The organism is Nostoc sp. C057 (assembly GCF_013393925.1).
Lineage (GTDB): Bacteria > Cyanobacteriota > Cyanobacteriia > Cyanobacteriales > Nostocaceae > Nostoc > Nostoc muscorum_A.
In genome coordinates this window covers 3,200,381-3,218,952 of the sequence record NZ_CP040281.1, presented here as the reverse complement: position 1 = coordinate 3,218,952, position 18,572 = coordinate 3,200,381, and the positions used below count along the sequence as shown (strand labels likewise).

The window sequence follows — 18,572 nt, the reverse complement described above, 5'->3', positions numbered from 1 at the left end:
ATGGTAAAAATTCTCGGTCAAACACAGGCTTTTGGCTCACCGGGTATCGATCCTCGATGGACTCATGCTAATAAAGATGGAGTCGGAACAGCTTACTCTACCTCTAGTAACATTTGGTTTACTATCTGGAACGGTGTTGTGACTGAAATCTACCATCCCACAGTAGATAAACCACAAGTTCGGGATTTACAGTATCTAATTTCTGATGGAAAAAGCTTTTTTCACGAAGAGAAACGCCATCTCGAATCAAAAGTTGAACCGATGTGGACTCATGGTTTAGGATATCGTATCATTAATTCCGATCCACAGGGGCGTTATGCTGTCATCAAAGAAGTGATTGCTGACCCGCATTTATCCTGTATTTTACAACATACAAAGTTAACAGGAAATAGCGAGTTTATTTCCCAACTCCAGTTATACGCTTTATGTGCGCCGCATCTGGAAGTTGGAGGTAGAGGTAATAATGGTTACGCTGTACAAGTTGCTGGACATCGAATTCTCACAGCCGAGAAAGGAGGAACATGGTTAGCGATGGGTGCAACAATTCCTTTTACCCGTCTTTCTTGTGGCTATGTCGGTGAAAGTGATGGTTGGACAGATTTAGCTGATAACTTTCAGATGGATTGGGAGTTTGATAGTGCTGTAGATGGCAACATAGCATTAACTGGAGAACTAAATTTAGACAGCAGTAAAGAGTTTACTCTAGGACTGGCATTTGGGACAAATCTACATAATGCCATTTCTACACTGTTTCAGTCACTCAATATTCCTTTTGAAAAGCAGAAGCAGCTATATAACGAACAGTGGAAGCGATCGCGCGACAGCATCCATTCATTAGAAAATAGTTCTTATGATCAGGGTAAGTTGTATCACAACAGCATTAGTCTGTTGTTGGCACACGAAGATAAAACCTATCCAGGTGCATTAATTGCATCTCTGGCTATCCCTTGGGGTGAAGCCAAAGACGATCAAGATCAAGGAGGATATCACCTTGTCTGGACGCGGGATATGGTTAGCAGTGTATCAGGTTTAGTGGCTGCTGGGGAAACAGATACAGCAGTGCGATCGCTAATTTATCTTGCCACCAGCCAGCAGGAAGACGGCGTTTTTGCTCAAAATTTCTGGGTTGATGGTGAACCCTATTGGACAGGTATTCAACTAGATGAAGTAGCATTTCCCATTCTGCTGGCACGGTTATTACGCCAGGAAAATGTACCACTAAACTTTGATATTTATCCGATGATTTTGCGGGCGGCGGGTTATTTAATTCGTCATGGCCCGGCTACTCAACAAGAACGCTGGGAAGAAAATAGCGGTTATTCACCTTCTACACTGGCTTCTAATATTGCTGCCTTAATCTGTGCTGCTCAATTTGTTCGTGAACATGGCGATGAAGCAACAGCACAATTCATTGAAGAGTACGCTGATTTTTTAGAATGTCACATTGAAGACTGGACAGTAACTACCGAAGGCACTCTAGTTCCTGGTATCAAACGGCACTATATCCGCATTACTCCTACAGATATCAATAATCCTCAACCTCACGAAAATCCCAACCAAGGAACTCTTTTCATCAGCAGTCAGCCACCTGGTGAAGTAGGAGAATTTCCAGCGAAGGAAATTGTTGATGGCGGATTTCTGCAATTGGTGCGCTATGGAATTCGTAAACCAGACGATCCGATTATCGTTGATTCTGTCAAAGTAATTGATGCAATCTTAAAAGTAAATACACCCGTTGGCCCTTGTTGGCATCGTTACAATCATGACGGCTACGGACAGCAAGAAGACGGTAGTGCTTATGTCGGCTGGGGTAAGGGACGTGCTTGGCCTCTTTTGGCAGGAGAACGGGGACATTATGAATTAGCTGTTGGCGGCGATGTCAAAACATATATCAAGGTGATGGAAGGATTTGCTTCAGACACTTGTTTGCTACCAGAACAAGTTTGGGATGAAGCAGATAAACCTGATGTCCATCTGTACTTAGGAAAACCAACAGGTTCAGCAATGCCTTTAATGTGGGCGCACGCCGAGTATATCAAACTGCTGCGGTCAACTCATGATGGTCAGGTGTTTGATTTTATTCCAGAGATAGCGAATCGATATTTAGGCGAAAGAAAGCAATGTAAATTATTAGAAATTTGGAAGTTTAATCGTCAAGTAAGCAAATTTAAAAAAAGTCATACATTGCGAATTCAAGCTTTAGCATCTTTTCAGTTGCACTGGTCAGATGATAATTGGCAAACCGTTAAAGATACGCCTTCTACTTCCACTAAGTTAGGAGTGAATTTTGTAGATATATCTGTTTCTGATAATCAGCAAAAGTCAATTAATTTTACCTTTTTCTGGATTGAAAGTAGTAAATGGGAACAACACAATTACACGGTTGCAGTTTCATAATTCGTTGTTAAGAATTCCTGCTCGAAAATACATCAATTAGCAATGCCGTAACATAACCACACAATCTAAGAGAGCCATTATTATGCAGAATAACTCATCAAACAAGCCAACAATTGACTACTGGCACGTCTGGACTGACCAAGACGGTATAAGCCACCAGTCTCGTTGTCAAATTGAGGACTTCATCGAGAAAGGCATAGCGCCGGATACCTCACCTCAATGGCTTTCTAAGTTAAAGCAGTCCGGTGCCACAATCACCTTTACTGTGCTACCCGTGGGATGGGTTGGCAACTGGCATGAGAACCCGAAACCCCAATGGGTTATCCCACTGTCGGGACGCTGGTTTGTAGAGACTATGGATGGCCAGCGAGTCGAGATGGGTGTTGGCGAAATTTCCTTTGGAGAAGATCAGGGTACGAAAACAGACGCGCAAGGTCATAAGGGTCACTTATCTGGAACAGTAGGCGATGTACCAGCTGTTCTAATAATGGTGCAATTTGAAGAGACTCCGACTATAGAGCAATCCTGTAGATTTAGGTAAGTGAGTTAGTAGCCAATACAGTTCAGAATGAGCAACAAAATATTTGTAGAGACGGCGATTTATCGCGTCTCGAAAACCCAAAATTGTTGCCAGTAGCCCTTAACCCAAGCGTATTGAGTTAGTAGCGATCGCTAGCAGTGCGTTAGTATACTCCTTTAGTGAAGTAAACTATGCATACCCTGTCGCGCCAGCATCAGCCTGTTAAAAAGCTAGTACATCATAGCGTAAATAGCTATCATTTTTTTCCTGAAATATAAACCTCATAATTTAGGAGTATTCGGTTATAGGAGGTTGTACAACACAACTTAATTTTTCTATGGAAGAATCCTTGCCCATTACTATTCTGATCAGTGCAACAGTTGTGGCTGGTATTGCTGCTCAAGTTCTAGCTGGTTATTTTCACATTCCTAGTATAGTCTTGCTACTTCTGTTTGGGATTCTTCTGGGGCGAGATGGTTTTGATTTTTTAGATCCTTCTTTACTGGGCATTGGTTTAGAAGTTGTGGTTTCCCTATCAGTGGCGCTGATTTTATTGGAGGGTGGTTTAAATCTACAGTTAGGAGAGTTAAAAGAGGTTTCTAGTAGTCTTCGCAATCTTGTCACTTTGGGAGTACTGATTACCTTAACTGGTGCTGGAATGGCTGCACACTGGCTGAGTGAATTTCCTTGGTCAATTGCTTTTCTTTATGCCTCCTTAGTAGTTGTGACAGGCCCAACAGTAATTAATCCACTCCTCAAACAAATTGGTGTAGAAAAAAAAGTCTCAACACTTTTAGAAGGAGAGGGTGTTTTTATCGATCCAATTGGTGCAATTTTGGCTGTGATTGTGCTTCACTTTGTTTTGAGTGGAAATGTGGAGCCGCTCATTTTAATTAAGGGTCTAGTTTTGCGTTTGGGTATAGGCGTAGTTATTGGTATTGCTGGAGGCTGGTTACTATCCCAAATTATCAAACAGGATCAATTCTTATCCCAAGAGTTAAAAAATCTAGTTGTTTTAGCTAGTGTCTGGGGTTTATTTAGTTTGGCACAGGTGTTACGTGGTGAGTCTGGTTTGGTGGTTGCTGTAGTTATGGGGATAGTTTTAAGAGCTAGTAACCTACCTTCAGAATCTTTATTGCGTAAGTTTAATGAACAGTTGAGCATTTTAGCTAATTCGGTTTTGTTCATTCTGTTAGCAGCAGACTTATCAATTGCCAGTGTTTTCGCTTTAGGTTGGGGTAGTGTTCTGACAGTTCTAGCGCTGATGCTAATAGTGCGTCCTATTAATATTTTAATATCTACCTGTAATCAAGGTTTTAACTGGCAAGAGCAGTTATTTTTATCTTGGGTTGCTCCTCGTGGAATTGTAGCTGCTTCTTTAGCTTCTTTGTTTGCGGTTTCACTTACAAAAGAGGGTATAAATGGCGGTGATTCAATTAAAGCCTTAGTATTTTTGACAATAATGATGACAGTTTTTTTCCAAGGATTAACGGCTGGTTGGGTCGCCAGTCTGCTTGATTTACGTTTAGTAGATAAAATAGATCGAGATTGTTTGCAAGCAACTAATGATGATGTCAATAGCCAAAAAGATGTAGATAAAAACAGCTTGACTTCTGAGTTAATTGAGTCATAGCTAAAAATTTTTACTAACTTATCGAAATTATCACTCTTGTTCTCATAAATTAGTTTATTTATGTCATCTAAAATTCGTAGTCATCCTGATTTTTTAACTCCCGAATTATCTAACTCTAATTATCCACTCTTTGTATTTCTACCTGGAATGGATGAGACTGGCAAGGAATTGATGTATATTCAAACAGCAGGTTTAGAAGCAGCTTTTAATGTACGTTGTTTTGTCATTCCCCCTGATGTTCTAACAAGTTGGGATGAAATGACAGAAAAAGTAGTAACTTTAATTAAGATAGAACTAGAAAAATTACCGCAATCGCACGTTTATCTTTGTGGAGAATCATTCGGTGGTTGCTTGGCGCTGAAAGTATTAGAAAAATGTCCTCAGCTATTTACAAAGATTATTTTAATTAATTCTGCTTCTTCATTTCATCGAGTACCTTGGTTAAACTTAGGTTCACTTTTATTTCCTTACACACCTCAACTATTTTATAAAATATCCTCATTTTTATCTTTACCCTTTCTAGCTAATTTAAGTCGAATTTCACCTACTGCAAGACTTGCTCTTTCAAAATCAACTAGTTCCGCACCACAAGAAACTGCTAATCAGCGATTATCCCTGATGAGAGAATTTGATGTTGATGAGAATAAATTATCTCAAATTACTCAACCTGTCTTACTAATTGGTAGTAGAAATGACCGACTTTTACCTTCAGAAGCAGAAGCACAATATTTAAGTAATATTTTCCCTAATCATCAGATAATAACTTTACCTCATAGCGGTCATGCTTGCTTAATTGAAAGTGATGTTAATCTCTATCAACTTTTATTATCCGCTAATTTTACTGTTGCATAATCAATACCTTTGCCAATTTACGAGGGTTCAACGCCTGTAGAAACGTTATGAATCCGTCCCAAAGAAGTAATCTTGGCAAAAATCTGGGTTAATAAAATAGGCTCAGGCATTTCCGGAAGCATTTTTAAGATTTCACGGACATATCGAAAACCACGATAATGAGTCTTCAGGTCAATAATGCCAGAGTCGGGATTAAGGAGACGAAAATCCAAGAGAAGATGATGGGACAAGTTGACCATGAAAAATGCTAAATTAACAGCATTAGTCACAGCAGTTTGGCTTAAGTTCATGAAATCTTCCAGTCCCCAAAACTGCTTGGCATCACGGAAATTAAACTCGATTTGGAAGCGCAATTTGTAGTAATCTATTATTTTTTCGTAGGACAACTTTAGGTCACTAGAAAATAGAATTACATGACTACGAGCATGAGTTTTAAGATTAATTTTAACTAAAATAACTACATTTAGTGCTTGGGCAAATTCCTTGTGAAGGAGAGTGCATTGATAAACATCAGTTTGAATTTCATCCTCTATGCTACTTTTACGCAAATACTTATCAGGTATGTTATGGTAGTCAATCTTATCACCGTATTTACGACGAGAGCGTTTATGGGAGTCAGGATGTTGATATGGGATATACAATGCAGAATCGTGGCGCAACTTAGAAATTATGTGTAAGTTAACAAGACGTGCCATCTGCAAAGCATTATTGTTACCAAAATGCCCATCTAGCACTAAGTAAGTAAGCGGCACAAATCCAGCTAATAATTTGAACAGCGAATTAATCATCTTTTGAATTCGCACTAATTCAGATGTTAAAATCACCTCGGCTTTATTCTTATTCTTACTTCCTTTTGGTCGTCCACGCTTACGTTTTTCTTTAGGCTTTATTTCTGAGGCTAATGTTGAACTACTTTTTTCTACATCGCTCTTAATCACCTGTTCTATTTGAATGGGAAATGAGTGCCTTTGTTCAACACTTACTAATGATAATGTAAAGAAAGACAGTCCTAATATCGGTTTACTTACTAGGCTGGAAAAGAATCTATCCAAACCATAAGTTTTTTTACCTGATTTACTCACTACAACTTCATCTCCTGCAAGCAAATACACCTCATTTGCACGGAATAAATGCTTACGGAAAAATAGCCAAAACAACGTCGCCCAAGGTATTACTGTCTGAAAGAATCTTAATATCGTCCGATAACTACCACCAGTGCCTGCCCAACGCGAGATTCCCAACATCGTGACTCGCCCGCTCATCGTTAACATAGCCAGGATTATTTGGTTAAATTGCCGCATTGTTGTCGCGTTGATCTGCGGTAGCAGGCATTGTAGCAGTGATAAGATATCAGGCATGGGCTGCTTGTAGTGTTTGATTTATCGTTGTGAGAGACAATAAATCTACTACGAAATGCCCTACCTCTTCATACTCTTATTTTGGCAATGGTATTGATAATGTATTATTTTAACTGATATACCATGACTCATTTGATAAATAAAAAAACTGTTTGCAACCGTACCTGTTCCTACACAAGTAATCGGTTCAAGTCCGGCTTTGGCACGTCGTTATGTTAAAGCTTTGAGTGTTCCCTTTTTTGAAACCTATGTTACCCAACAGTCGAGTTATCTTCCTTATTTGAGTACAGATTATGTTAATACAATTAGTCAGCAACCACTACCGTTAAGTTTAATAAAATCTCTGACATCCGAACAATTACAACAAGCGTTAAAATAAAGATTTTGAAGCTCTGATATTGATAATTGCCCAAGTATAATGAACAAGCACTATAGTGGTATAGTTTTTGGGGGTGATGTTTGAGTTTATTTCGTAGGAATTACAGGCAAACTAGACCTAAGAGTAAGCGATCGCATCTAAAAAACCGTCTCTATTTTACTGGGATGTTTGTGTTTGTCGTACTATCTCTCTCCAGTGGACTAGGCTACCGTTTTTATAACCAACCAAAACTGGATGTAGGTAAGATAGCTCCCCAAACGCTTACCGCACCAAGTTCAGCCAATGTTGAAGATGTAAAAACAACAGAAGAAAGACGCAGGGAGGCTCGTAGCGGTGCTTCAGCAGTCTGGGTTGACGACCCAGTAATTAATGAGCAAATTCACCAAAATCTCCAGCAATTATTCACAAAAGGCAATCAAATCCGCGAAAATTTGGGCAATTTTCCCTTTGTTAAGACTTCAGTGTTGTCCACTGCTACACAAACTTACCTGCGACAAGCACCAGAACCTCAATGGCAGCAAGTATTACGAGGTTTGGATAAAAATAGCAATCTGACTGGTTTAAATTCTGCCCAGCAGCTAGCAGTGAAAAAACTGCGAACTTACCGAGAGTCTAACTCCTCCCAGGCTTTTGCTCAACTATTAAAAGCGATCGCCCAAGCTCGTCAGCGCTATAATATCAGCCTAAAAGCCCTGAATGCGGTATCTAAAGACAACACGCAAAGCGTCTATGCCCAACCCGAAACCCTTTACGATGCCACTTTCTTAAACCTGTCTGATATAGATTGGCAAAAAACTCAAATCCAAGTGCGTCAAACTTTAGACCGAATGTTAGCACAGGGCATTTATCCAGGGTTATCCAAGACAAACCTGAACTCTGCAATCGGGATGCAGGTGAGTGTTTCTGTGCCAGAAACAGCACAACCTTTAGCAAGGCGATTGCTATCAGAGGCGATCGCACCTAATCTAATTAAAGATATTGAGCAAACCAAGCTGATTGCAGAACAAGCAGCCGAAGCAGTAGAACCGGCGATCGTCAGCATTCAAAAAGGTGAAGTTATCGTTAAAGCTGGCGCAAAAATTACCCAGGCTGATTTTGTCCTATTAGACCACTTTCGCTTGAGTCAACGCGGAATCGATTGGCTGCATCTGATTCGTTTTAGTGGGATAGTGGGATTTGCTGTGGCTGTTTTCAAACTGGTAGAACGAAGGATTTACGCCAAATTACGACGGAGCGATTATCTCTTGATACTGCTCCTTACTCTCAGTGCGCCGTTGCTAATCTTCTTGACCAAATCATTTACAGGCTTACCTGCTATTGGTTTGCTTGTTGGTAGCTTCTACGGTACTGCGATCGGAGGTACTGTTATGGGGTTACTAACGATATTGCTCTCAATGGGAACGGAACTTAGCTGGCATTATTTAGTACCTAGTGCAGCTGGCGGAATTCTTGGCGGATTGATGGCGGGACAATGGCGATTCCCTGGTAGAGAAGCACTGCGAACGCGAGAGGAATTAGCTACCTTGGGAATTTTAATTGGGTTGACGCAGGGAGTAGTTTATTTGTTGGTCAACACTGCGATCGCACCCCTTTGGTATGCTGTGCTGGGTGCAGCAGTCCTCAACGCTTTAGCAGGGTTAGTTTGGAGCATCTTAGCACTAGGTTTAAGCCCCTACCTAGAAGCTTTATTTGATCTAGTCACACCTATTCGTCTGGCTGAATTGTCCAATCCCAACCGACCTTTATTAAAACGCCTAGCTAATGAAGCTCCTGGAACCTTCCAGCACACACTGTTTGTCGCTACTCTAGCGGAAGCTGCGGCACGAGCATTAAATTGTAATGTGGAACTCGTTAGGGCTGGGGTTCTCTATCATGACATTGGTAAAATGCATGACCCTCTAGGATTTATTGAAAATCAAATGGGAGGTATTAATAAACACGATGTGATTAATGATCCCTGGAAAAGTGCCGAAATTATCAAAAAGCATGTGAGCGAAGGGTTGGTAATGGCTCGTCAACACAAGCTACCGAGCGCTATTCAGGCATTTATTCCCGAACATCAAGGAACCATTTTAATTGCATATTTCTACCAACAAGCACAGCAACAGCAACAAAATCCTGAAAAAGTTTTACACGAATCAGATTTCCGCTATGACGGCCCCATTCCCCAATCCAAAGAAACGGGGATTGCTATATTGGCTGATGCTTGTGAGGCGGCATTACGCTCCCTCAAAGACGCAACCCCAGAAGCAGCACTGGCAATGGTAAATAAAATCCTGAAAGCACGTTGGCAGGATAATCAGTTGGTAGATTCAGGGTTAACACGGGCAGAGATGTCTCAAATTGCTCATATTTTTGTCCAGGTTTGGCAGCAATTTCATCACCAACGGATTGCCTATCCTAAACTTTAGATATTAGCTAAGGCTACTCCTGGATTTCCAAAGTGGGATAGAGTTAATTATAAATGGGTTGCGATATCATCTATGGTGGGGCGTAGCCCATCGCCCTCCAACTATTAGGGAATGGCAAAATATTAAAATAAATCAATCCTTCAAGAATACCCGCAGCACCAGGGTAGTGAGCTAAAAAGTGCCAAGGGTAATGTGTCTTGTAATACCACCACAGAAGTTCCGTTTGGGCATTAGCAACGATAATCCCAGCTGATGGCTGTTGAAATAAACTGATGTCATTTCCAGAACCTCCACAGATAACGGTTGTATCTAATTGCGCTTGTAGCAATTCTTGCAGATATGCAGTTGCTTCACCTTTGTTACTGTTCTTGGGTATGATATCAACATCCCGCCCATTGCTGAAAATCACCTCAGCCTGCAATCCAGTAAAAGTTAACAAATCCTGCAAATCATGGATAACCTCAAGTGGCGCATCCATATCTAGGCAAAAGCTTAATTTATAGGGGGTTTGTTCGCTGTCGGGTTGGGGTATCAGTGCCGGAAAGTAACTAGCAATTGTCCAAACTGCATCCCAATCCCAATCTTTTGAGATTTGATTTGCCCAATCTTTTTCTAAAAGCACACCCTGTTGATAAATTTCAGTACCTACACTAGCGATTAAATAATCGGGTTTCAAAAGTTGTGCTTTTGTTATTATCTGACGACTAGAAGCATAAGAGCGACCAGTAACATAGACTAAGTAAATCTGATTACGTATAGCTTCTAGCCTTTGGTTTAAAGCAGCAATAGCTCGATTGTTACCAACCAAGGTATTATCTAATTCAATCACCAAAAGCAGTTTCATATTTGCTTCCACTAAAACAGTACAGTATTGATAAACCTCTTTCTCCTTGCTCCCAGCAAGAACTGCGGTATTAATGATAAGTCTTTAATCGGAAACGTATTACAGCAGTTCCGGCTGTTATGAGGTACAGTAGCAGCAATTAGCAAACCAGTTTCTTAAATGTTGAGGATTTATTAAGTCGAGTGCAACTGATATTAGTTTATCAACCATTTCTGTTGTAGTTGGAGCAAAACTGCGTAAAAAAGATTTAAGTTGTGACCACCATAATTCAATTGGATTAAAATCGGGAGAATATGGGGATAAACAAATAACTGAAGCGCCGACAGCTTCAATCATTGGCACAATTGAATCGATTTTATGTGCGGATAAATTATCCATAACTACCACTGCTCCTGACCATAACTCTGGCACTAGAAACTTCTCAATAAATAATTCAAAAGCTTCGCCATCCATTGAATTATTCATTGTCATTAATGCAACTACTTTTTTAATACTAATTGCTCCAATTACTGTAACTTTTGATCCCCGATAGAAGGGGTTAAGAGAGTAAGCTCTTGTTCCCATTTGTGAACGGGCATGAGTCCTTGTTAAACCAAGTAAAACGCCAGTTTCGTCCAAAAATACTAAATTTTCTGGCTCTATATGTTTGACCTTTTCCCAAAAATCTAATCTTAAATTCAGGACTTTCTCCGTGCCTGCTTGGGTACTCCGCTTTGTTTTTTTTTCCGATTTAATCCTAATTTCTGTAACGCCCGACACATTGCACTACGACCTACCCAATTACCAGTCTTATCTGCGAATAATTCACACAACTCTATCAATGTTGCATCAGGATGTGATTCAACTAATTCTCTCAACTCTATGTCAGCATTTGTTAGATGACTAAATTGTGGCTTTCCTCGTGGCTTGCATTGTAAATTTCCTTCAACTTTTTGTTGTTTTACAAGCTTTTGGACTAAACTCTTTGAGACGGAAAATATATTAGCTACTTTTCTGATTGAGATGTTTTTCTGAAGATGTGCCGCAACTATTTTTTCTCGAAAATCGACAGAGTATGACTTCATTTAAAAATATTTATATTTTAATCTAGTGTACCTTATAACAGACGGAAGTGCTGTATTTAACTGGTTGCCCACTGCACAATGCCATTAGAAAAAGAGTCAATTAATTTTTCTAGAGCTTTAATTTCATTGGATTTCAAAACTTTTGACTTCAACAAACTTTGGATTTGTCTTTCCAAATCTGGAGTTAACTTTCTAGTTTGAATAATTTCTTGAACAAATGTATCAAGTGTTAAAGATTGGTAGAGTTCGTGAACTTGGGCGGCAACTCCCTGAGTGCTAAAACGAGACTGAACCCAATTTTGTGCAGCATTACCATAGCTTTCTTTGAGAGTTGGGTTTTGTAATAGACTATGAATAGCGATCGCCAATGCCTTAAAATCACGAGGAGGAACTAAAAATCCAGTTTCACCATGCACCACCGTATGCTGCAATCCTCCCACATTGCTAGCAATTACAGGTGTTCCGGCTGCCATTGCTTCAATCGCCACTAAACCAAAAGGCTCGTAGTAACTCGGTACAACGCAGATATCCCCTGCGGCGTAGTAAGTAGGTAACAGCGCTTGAGAAATTCGTCCAGTGAAAACTGTAACTGCTTCCAATCCCAGGTCGTTCACCAAAGTTTGAATGCGTTGTTGTTCTTGGAAGTCTGCTCCATCTTCACGGCAACCACCAACTAGATAGAGTTGAAATGCTGAAGGTAAATTGGCGCAAGCTCTGACTAGGGTTTCAACTCCCTTACGGGGATCAAAACGTCCTACATACAAGATTATCTGAGAATCTGCATCAATTCCCAACTGTTGGCGAGCAACTTCTTTACTGACAGAACCAAAGTGTTCAGTATTAATCCCGCAGGGAATGACTTTAATACGTCCATACTGCGAAATTAACTGACGTAAATCTTCCGCTTCTTGAGGGCTAGTGGATATTACATAATCTGCTTGTTCTAAAATTGCCCTCTCCACACAATTACGAATTGCAGCAATCTGCGGCGGATTCTCCACATTACTATATTTAACTGCCCCTATAGAGTGATAGGTATGAACTTGAGGTAATCCCAATCGAGATTTAAGTTCTAATCCTACCCAAGCAGAAAGCCAATAGTTAGTGTGAATCAAGGCATAGCTGCGCCCTGTTCGTTGTTGAAAATTCAGCCAGGCATCTACAAATTCTGGTAAATATTCAAATAAATCGTTTCGAGTAATGAATTTTGCTGGCCCAGCATTTAAACGAATAGTGCGACACCCTGGTGCTAATTCCACAATTTCTTCTTGGTCGGGGTATTCGCGTCGGGTAAACATATCAACCTGACAGCCGCGTTTTGCTAATGCTAATCCCAATTCTCGCACGTAGACATTTTGACCACCTGCCCCTTCTTTACCAATTTCAGCTGTCGGGTCGCCATGAACTGAAATTAGGGCATAAATAGGTTGAGAGTTTGGCATTTCTGTAGCAGAATTTTCTAGAGATTTAACTAAATTTAAAGAAGTAAGAGTATTCATAATCAAAATTCAGTATGGTATGTGGTACAAAAATTCACAGCTAGGTAACTTGGAGAAAAAATTATTTATTAAGTTACCTATCATCAAAAGAAACGTGTAAAAACCTTCTAGGAAACATAACCGAATGGCTTCTACTCAATTCTTTATTATTTTGAGAGCATTATGGAAGAGAATCAATTAATAACCGTATTGCTTGATGAATTGATATTTGATTATCCCCTGCATAACCTCTAAGCTTGCGATGCTCTTTATTTGTAATAACAATATTGGAAATATTTATTGAAAAATGGGGCATAAAAATTTCCTTAAAACTGAAAGAAACTTACCAAAATGCTTTCGTTCCAAGATGTTACATTTTAGAAGTTGAAATATCGGTGATATATCGGTGAGAAATCGGTTACTAATAAAAAAATGCGATCTAAATCAATATCTATCTCATTTGAAAATATCAAATATCTAATAGTTAAATTTTAACTGTTCGCGTAGCGTTACCTATAGCAAATATAACTTTGTCAAACCGAAGATTCAACATCAGCTTGACTCAGCTTGACACTGTAGTAAAACTTATTCTCAGTCATCCAAAGATATCAAAATAGAAATATCTAAAAATAGGTTAATTATGTATTTTTTATTTTAGTTATATAAAAATTAAAATTCCCCAAACCAATAATTAAATTGATTTGGAGAATAATAGTGTTCTAGTGTAAAAGAAGAGGTTAATTTCAGTAATGTAATTGAAGTATAACAATCAGTTGTAAAGATAAGAGGTAAATATCGGGTAGAAATCGGGTATTTTCCTAAAGCTGCTTTAAGCGATAGCCTAGTCCATGAACTGTCTCAATAAAATCATCGGCAGCACCTACGTCTTTAAGTTTATACCGTAAACTCTTAATATGAGACTTAACAGTTTCTTCGCTCGGAGGGTCATCAAGTGACCAAATGCGCTCAATAATACCGGCTCGACTTAGCACCCGCCGACCGCTAGAAACCATTAGTTCTAAAAGAGCAAATTCTTTAGGTGTTAGATGTAAAGGCTGGTCAGCATAAGTGACTTCATAAGTGCTGGAATTTAAACGCAAACTACCCCAACCAAAATCTGAAGAAGATGTTGCGGCACTATTGCGGCGCAACAGGGCGCGAACACGAGCCATTAACTCTGGCATTTCAAAAGGTTTAACCATATAATCATCTGCCCCAGCATCCAACCCGGTAATTTTGTCACCAAGGGTATCTCGTGCTGTTAACATGAGTACAGGTATTGCAATGTTGCGCGATAAGGTATGCCTTGATGTAGGCGATGGGCTACGCCCCACCATAGGCGATCGCAAGCGTTGACAAAAACTTACACCATCTAACTTGGGTAAAGTAATATCTAGTACAACCAAATCATATTCCAACACTTTGATGCAATCCCACGCTTCCTCTCCATCTTGGGCTATATCTACCACATATTGACGGTCAGTCAGGGCTTCCATCAGCATCTCTGCTAACTGGACATCATCTTCAACTACCAAAATCCGCATTGTCAGAATATTTGTAAATTAAAAAACTAGAATAAATTCCAATACTTAACTTTAATACTTTCAATTTGATTTCGGACGAGGAAAATTAGAAGGTGGCTGGAAGTTTTCTACTGGTACACCCTTAAGTGCCTTCTGCATAAAATCACGCCAAATAGGAGCAACCATACCTCCGCCTGTTGCGTGGTTAGATAATTGTCGGTTGTTGTCCCTCCCTACCCAGATGGCAGTCGTTAACTGCGGTACAGTACCAATAAACCAAATATCTTTCTCTGAGGAGGTTGTACCCGTCTTTCCCGCAACTGGACGACCGATAGCTGCACCTCTACCAGTTCCTTCTTGTACTACCGTTTGCATCACGTCTAAAGTTGCTGCTGATGCCCAAGGGTCAAGCACTAGCTGAGGTTTAGGAGTATTATCTATTAACACATTGCCATTACCATCAGTGACACGGGCAATAATCGTCGCTGGCGATCGCCAGCCGTAATTAGCAAAAGTCGCATAAGCGCTAGCCATTTCTAGCGGTGTCACACCGATTGCACCTAGTGGCAAAGAACTCACAGGTAACATTGGACTCATAATTCCCAAAGTACGGCAAGTTTCAATAACTTTATTCATACCCACAGCTTTGCCAATCTTGATTGCGGGGATATTACGAGACAGGGCGAGGGCAGTGCGAACTGGTATTGCTCCCATAAAACTATTATCGTAGTTTCGGGGAGAATACCAACCATTACCATCACGATAACTAACTGGAGTATCTAGAATTGTTGTACGTGGTGTAAATTTACCACTAGCAAAAGCAGTATAGTAAACAAACGGTTTAAAAGAAGATCCTGGCTGACGGTGGGCTTGAGTTGCTCGATTAAATTCGCTAGTTTTTGAATCTACACCACCCACTAGTGCTTTAATAAAATGTGTGCGAGGATCAATTGCCACTAAAGCCATTTGATTATTATTTAATCCCTGACGTTCAAGGCTTTGATGCCACTTCTTAATAGTTTCTTCTGCCATCATTTGGAAGCTAGTATCTACTGTAGTTTGTACCTGCATTCCTCCTTTGAGCAATGTTTCACGCCCAAACTTTTTAATTAATTCCTGAGCTACAGTATTTGTAACGTAAGGCAAAGCGCTACCTTGAAATGACCTAATTTCACCAAGTTTAATTTTTTGTTTGAGTGCATCATTATACTCTTGTTGGCTAATCCAATTGAGTTCCAACATTCGCCCCAATACTTCTTTTTGTTTCTGTTTTGCCAGCTTCATGCTCACAAACGGGCTAAATTCTTCTGGAGCTTGAATTAAACCCGCCATCATTGCTGATTCGCCCAAAGTCAAATTTTGTGCTGATTTTTTAAAGTAAGTGCGTGCTGCTGTCTGAACACCATAGTTATTATGACCCCAATAAACTTGATTGAGGTACATCTCTAATATTTCGTCTTTACTGATAACTTGCTCTAAGCGAATTGCTAATACTGCTTCTACTATTTTTCGGGTAAAAGCGCGTTTTTGAGATAAGAAAATATTTTTTACTAACTGCATGGTGATTGTAGAACCACCCTCTCGCACTTCCCCAGATGCAAAATTGACTAATGCAGCACGTCCAATACCACCGGGATTAATACCATGATGCTCGTAAAAGCGACTATCTTCACTAGCTAATACGGCTCGTATTAAATTGGGGGAAATTTGATCTAAAGGCACTACTTGGCGATTAGCTTCCCCATGTATACGTGTTAAAAGCTTGCCTTTAATATCATAGATATAAGTTGTTTCTGAGGGTATAAAGTTTCGTAGTTGTCTAACATCTGGTAAATCGCGGAAACTAATAGCTAAACCTACTAGTCCTCCAGCCAGCACAGAACTTGATAGCATAGTAATTGATAAGAGTGTGCCACCAGTTACTTGACCGACTCTTTTGAAAAACTCAAAATTAGGTAAAGTCTGAATTTTTGATTGTTTCTCTTCAAAAGTTTTAAATGAAGACACGGCAATTGGATTTCCTAATTTATAAATTTAACTACAAATTGTTTAGTGGGACTTAGACAAAAAACACCCACAAAAAAGCCTCAAATCTATATACAGAGAGACTTTGACATCGTTTTACTCGGTTGATTGATATATCTGGGTTTAAGCCGTTTTTGAGCATTTGGTGTATTTCCCTTACCCTGCATGGGTTTGAGGCTTGTTTATCCATCAAAAATGTTTAAGTCCCGTTAGTTATCGTAAGTTCTGATATCTTTTATAACTCTCATAATTGACTCAAAAAAGATATAAGTATGTATAAAGTATTGACTTTTTATACAGTTATTTTCTTCCTATTCTATATAGTATTTAACCCTTAATTCATTACCTGACTTGGTGGAATCTCCTCAAGAGGAATAAGTGCTTCCATCACAGATTTAACAATTGGTGCGGCGACAGTACCACCATAAACATTTTCTCCTTTTGGCTCATCTACCACTGCCAAAACTACATAACGGGGAGACTCCACTGGTAATATACCCAAAAAGCTAGTGATGTAAGCGCCTCTTTTATAACCGCCAGTGGAACTTGCTTTTTGTGCTGTACCAGTTTTACCAGCTATTTGATAACCGGAGATTTGTGATGCTTTTCCAGTTCCTTCTTCAACCACAGTTTCCATCATTTTAATCACCTTTTTGGTTGTAGTGGGTGAGAAAATTTGGCGTGGTGTGGGGAAAGTGGGTGAGTAATGTATCTGTCCTTTGCTATCAATCAGTCCCCGGACTACATGAGGTGTAACTAACTTCCCACCGTTAGCTAAAGCTGCGTGTAATTAGACTATTTGTAACGGTGTGAGGGAAAATCCTTGGCCAAAGGAGGTAGTCGCTGGTTCTATAGGTGAAGCAACAAATTTTTCTTGACTTTTTAACTGTCCGCTAACTGCAAATGGCAAATCTGTATCAACAGTTTGTCCTACTCCTAAGCGTTGAAGCCAGTTGTAATAGACTGAAGGACGCAATCGCTGCATAATTTCCACCATGCCAACATTGCTAGAGTATTGTAGTATTTGAGTAACACTAATTTTTCGATAATTGTTTTCCTCAGCATTTTTAATAGTGTAGTTGGCTACTTTAATAAAACCAGGATCTTTAAACACATCATCTGATTTTATAACGCCATTTTCTAAAGCGATCGCTACATTCAAAGGCTTAAATGTTGATCCTGGTTCATAAGTATCTGCTACTGTCCAATTTTTAAACAATGAAATATCAGCTTTGGAGTATTCGTTGGAGTTATATGTTGGCACAGATACTAAAGCCAGCAAAGAACCATCCAAAGCATCCATTACAATTACTGCCCCTCGTTTCGCCCTAAATTTCTCCATTTGTTGCTTCAGAGCTATACGGGCACTTCGTTGTAGGCGATTATCAATAGTTAGCTGTAGTTGCAAATCATCAAAATCCAGCAATCCCACAGGAGCATAATCTGGCATAAATGCGCCGTTACCTGTTCGACTAAGCCGTACATTTTGCACAGAACGTTTCAGCAAATCTTCTTGGCTGTATTCCACACCTGCTTGACCGTTACGGTCTGTATTGACATAACCTACTACATCTGCAACTAAATCTTTCTGTGGGTAGAACCGGAGGTATTTTTGAGTTAACTCCAAACCATTGAAGTGCAATGCAGTTACATGAGTAACAGTTTCTTCTGGTAGCGCAGAAGCAAGTAAAATGCCACTTTTTTGACTTTGAAAAATTTTCACTAATTCATTAGCATTTTTGTTAAGTATTGGGGCAAGTTTTTGTGCTACTTGTTCATCAGATTGTTTAAACAGTTTTGGATGGGCGTACAGAGTATATACAAGACGGTCACAAGCCAAGATATTATGATTACGATCCACCACCATTCGGCGAGGTATAAAAGGCTGTAAAGTTACCATCTGCTGATTTCGTGCTTTCTCTGTTAGCTTTGCTCCCTGTACAATTTGTAATTTATACAAGTTGATAACCAGTCCTAATACTGCTGCCATTAAAATACACCATACTAAAAAAAGTCTGTGTCTAGTGTTTAGTATTTGGTTTGGTGTATGGGTAGTAATTTTTTTCTTTTTATTTTGTCTAAAAACAC

At 39.6% G+C, this 18,572-nt stretch carries 12 protein-coding genes and 2 pseudogenes; 6 read left to right on the top strand and 8 right to left on the bottom strand.

Features of this window, described 5'->3' with window-relative positions; all coding sequences use genetic code 11:
• From FD724_RS13935 to FD724_RS13920, 4 genes and pseudogenes are all read left to right on the top strand, one after another.
• Positions 1 to 2,397, top strand: coding sequence for a glycoside hydrolase family 15 protein (locus FD724_RS13935; RefSeq protein ID WP_179073032.1), 2,397 nt, complete (start codon positions 1 to 3; stop codon positions 2,395 to 2,397).
• A gap of 82 nt (positions 2,398 to 2,479) precedes the next feature.
• Complete coding sequence (locus FD724_RS13930; RefSeq protein WP_179073031.1) at positions 2,480 to 2,938, top strand: cupin domain-containing protein; 459 nt, start codon at positions 2,480 to 2,482, stop codon at positions 2,936 to 2,938.
• Positions 2,939 to 3,254: 316 nt separating this feature from the next.
• Positions 3,255 to 4,439, top strand: a pseudogene (locus FD724_RS13925) (cation:proton antiporter); the annotation flags it as partial.
• 171 nt (positions 4,440 to 4,610) lie between these two features.
• The gene (locus FD724_RS13920) at positions 4,611 to 5,402 is read left to right on the top strand and encodes an alpha/beta fold hydrolase (RefSeq protein ID WP_114084989.1); all 792 of its coding nucleotides are present in this window, start codon (positions 4,611 to 4,613) and stop codon (positions 5,400 to 5,402) included.
• A 17-nt stretch (positions 5,403 to 5,419) separates the two neighbouring features.
• Here the strand turns inward: FD724_RS13920 and FD724_RS13915 are convergent, their stop codons facing one another.
• A complete protein-coding gene (locus FD724_RS13915) occupies positions 5,420 to 6,760 on the bottom strand; it encodes a transposase (protein ID WP_179071337.1) in 1,341 nt (446 codons plus the stop codon).
• A 199-nt stretch (positions 6,761 to 6,959) separates the two neighbouring features.
• On the opposite strand from FD724_RS13915, the gene FD724_RS13910 reads away from it, so the two are divergent.
• Both FD724_RS13910 and FD724_RS13905 read left to right on the top strand, forming a co-directional pair.
• Positions 6,960 to 7,139 carry a hypothetical protein gene (locus FD724_RS13910; protein ID WP_372726512.1) on the top strand — a complete coding sequence of 60 codons (180 nt, stop codon included), beginning with the start codon at positions 6,960 to 6,962 and terminating at the stop codon, positions 7,137 to 7,139.
• A gap of 80 nt (positions 7,140 to 7,219) precedes the next feature.
• Positions 7,220 to 9,550 carry an HD family phosphohydrolase gene (locus FD724_RS13905; RefSeq protein ID WP_256874555.1) on the top strand — a complete coding sequence of 777 codons (2,331 nt, stop codon included), beginning with the start codon at positions 7,220 to 7,222 and terminating at the stop codon, positions 9,548 to 9,550.
• Between the two features lie 70 nt (positions 9,551 to 9,620).
• On the opposite strand, the gene FD724_RS13900 is transcribed toward FD724_RS13905, so the two are convergent.
• From FD724_RS13900 to FD724_RS13870, 7 genes and pseudogenes are all read right to left on the bottom strand, one after another.
• On the bottom strand, positions 9,621 to 10,394 hold the full coding sequence (locus tag FD724_RS13900) for a sucrose-phosphate phosphatase (RefSeq protein ID WP_179073029.1): 774 nt from the start codon (positions 10,392 to 10,394) through the stop codon (positions 9,621 to 9,623).
• Positions 10,395 to 10,511: 117 nt separating this feature from the next.
• Positions 10,512 to 11,153: an IS630 family transposase gene (locus FD724_RS13895; RefSeq protein ID WP_179072486.1), complete on the bottom strand. Its 642-nt coding sequence runs from the start codon at positions 11,151 to 11,153 to the stop codon at positions 10,512 to 10,514.
• Positions 11,072 to 11,458: an IS630 transposase-related protein gene (locus FD724_RS13890; RefSeq protein ID WP_179072485.1), complete on the bottom strand. Its 387-nt coding sequence runs from the start codon at positions 11,456 to 11,458 to the stop codon at positions 11,072 to 11,074. The genes FD724_RS13895 and FD724_RS13890 overlap by 82 nt, the downstream gene beginning before the upstream one ends.
• 56 nt (positions 11,459 to 11,514) lie before the next feature.
• Positions 11,515 to 12,957, bottom strand: a complete 1,443-nt coding sequence (locus FD724_RS13885; protein ID WP_256874554.1) for a glycosyltransferase — start codon at positions 12,955 to 12,957, stop codon at positions 11,515 to 11,517.
• A 797-nt stretch (positions 12,958 to 13,754) separates the two neighbouring features.
• A complete protein-coding gene (locus tag FD724_RS13880; protein ID WP_012409541.1) occupies positions 13,755 to 14,480 on the bottom strand; it encodes a response regulator transcription factor in 726 nt (241 codons plus the stop codon).
• Positions 14,481 to 14,540: 60 nt separating this feature from the next.
• On the bottom strand, positions 14,541 to 16,466 hold the full coding sequence (locus FD724_RS13875) for a transglycosylase domain-containing protein (protein ID WP_179073028.1): 1,926 nt from the start codon (positions 16,464 to 16,466) through the stop codon (positions 14,541 to 14,543).
• A gap of 352 nt (positions 16,467 to 16,818) precedes the next feature.
• Positions 16,819 to 18,474 (bottom strand): annotated as a pseudogene (locus FD724_RS13870) (peptidoglycan D,D-transpeptidase FtsI family protein).
• Positions 18,475 to 18,572: the final 98 nt, after the last annotated feature.